Origin of the sequence: Desulfovibrio sp. 1188_IL3213, assembly GCF_036763145.1 — a bacterium.
GTDB lineage: Bacteria > Desulfobacterota > Desulfovibrionia > Desulfovibrionales > Desulfovibrionaceae > Desulfovibrio.
Map to the genome: position 1 here is coordinate 1 of NZ_JBAIYR010000413.1, position 1,968 is coordinate 1,968.

General features: G+C 61.7%; 2 protein-coding genes. Both read right to left on the minus strand.

Going from position 1 to position 1,968, the window contains the following annotated elements; translation table 11 throughout:
- On the minus strand, nucleotides 1–669 hold a 669-nt coding region (locus V6C16_RS12060), incomplete at its 3' end, for a peptidase U32 family protein (RefSeq protein WP_333543312.1).
- Nucleotides 666–1,682, minus strand: coding sequence for an NAD-dependent epimerase (locus V6C16_RS12065; protein WP_333534693.1), 1,017 nt, complete (start codon nucleotides 1,680–1,682; stop codon nucleotides 666–668). The genes V6C16_RS12065 and V6C16_RS12060, both read right to left, overlap by 4 nt.
- Between the last annotated feature and the right edge of the window lie 286 nt (nucleotides 1,683–1,968).

Genomic DNA, 1,968 nt, shown 5'->3' on the forward strand with positions numbered 1-1,968 from the left:
GCCCTGACGGTAGACGCGGCGGCAGGGCTGCACGCAGCGGCCGCGCAGGCCGCTTTTGCCGCCCATATAGCTGGACCAGTAACAACGGCCGGAAACGCAATAGCACAACGCGCCGTGAACAAAGCACTCAAGGTCAAGCCCTTCGGGGCAGGCTTCGCCCATGAGGCGTATTTCGTCAATGGAAAGCTCACGCGGCAGAATGACGCGGCTGGCCCCAAGTTTTTGGGCTTCCACAAGGGCGGCGGGATGGGTGAGGTTTGCCAGGGTGGAAAGAAAGATGCCGCCCTCAAAACCGGCCTGACGCGCCAGATCAAGCATGGCAAGGTCCTGAACAATAAGGCCGTCCGGGCGCACCTGAGTCGCCAGCCGCCTGGTGAGACGGTAGGCGGCGGCAGGCTCGTCCGGCTTGATGAGCGTATTCATGGCCACGTAAACGCGGGCATTTTCGGCATGGGCCAGATCTGTCAGGCGCGAAAGTTCGGTCAGACCGAAGTTTTCGGCCTGCATGCGCGCTGAAAAATGCTTGAGGCCCAGATAGATGGCGTCTGCCCCGGCAGCCAGCGCGGCCAGAAAAGACGGGGTGTCTCCTGCGGGGGCCAGGATTTCCGGCCGGGCCGGAGTGGGGGCGAGGACGGATTCAGACGCCGGAATAATTTGAGAATCGCTCATATTTTGTAATACTCTTTATACCATTCCACAAAGCGGGCGATGCCCTCGCGCAGGGGCGTCGAAGGGGCAAAGCCCGTCAGGGCGGTGAGGTCGTTGATGTCGGCCCAGGTGGCCTTTACGTCGCCGGGCTGCATGGGCAGCATGTCCTTGCGGGCCTTCATGCCCAGCGCGTCTTCAAGGGCGGCGATAAAATCGTTGAGTTCCACAGTGTTGTTATTGCCGATATTATATATGCGCCAGGGCGCGGAGCTGGAGGCCGGGTCGGGCGCTGCCGGATCAAATGCCGGGTCCGGGCCGGGGGCCAGGGGCAGCAGGCGTACAATGCCTTCCACGATGTCGTCAATATAGGTGAAGTCGCGGCGCATGCGGCCTTCGTTAAAGACTTTGATAGGCTCGCCGCGCACAATGGCGGTGGTAAAAAGGTGCAGGGCCATGTCCGGTCTGCCCCACGGGCCGTACACGGTGAAAAAGCGCAGCCCGGTGCAGGGGATGCCGTAAAGGTGGCTGTAGGAATGGGCCATAAGCTCGTTGCTTTTCTTGGTGGCCGCATACAGGCTTACCGGGTGGTCCACATTGTGCCGCACGGAGTAAGGCTGGGCCGTATTCAACCCGTAGACCGAAGAGGATGAGGCGAAAAGCAGGTGGCCGACCTTGTTGTGGCGGCAGCCTTCAAGCACATGCCCAAAGCCTGTGAGGTTGGAACTGAGATAGGATTCGGGGTTGATGAGGCTGTAGCGCACCCCGGCCTGCGCGGCCAGGTTGACAACATGGGTGAAGCCTTCGCGCGCGAAAAGGGCGGTCATGCCCGGCCCGTCGGCCAGATCCAGCGGCTCGAAACGAAAACGGGATGCCTGGGGCAGGGCGCCCAGTTGCGCCAGACGGTTTTTTTTCAGCTGCACGTCGTAGTAGTCGTTGCAGTTGTCTACGCCTGTCACGCTGTGGCCGTCGGCCAGCAGCCGCGCAGCCAGGTGATAGCCGATAAATCCAGCCACGCCGGTTACCAGAACGTGCATATGACTTTCCTCCAGTTGTGCATGCAGGCAAGGTAAGCCAGATGCCGCTCGTGAGCAAGCAAAGGCCGCAGGCCCGGTTCGCTTTATGAATGTTTGCCGTGTCCGGCCGTCCGGAACGGGCCTGGGGACTTGCGGGATGGCCCGTGGCAAAGTATGCTGCGCAGCCAGAGGTGAGCATGCACACATCCGATACGAAAGAGCGCCGGAACGCGGCCGGAAGTCCTGATGCAGCGGGCGCAAAGCGCCCTGCTGACGACCGCAGGAGCGCCGGACAATCCGGTGAGGG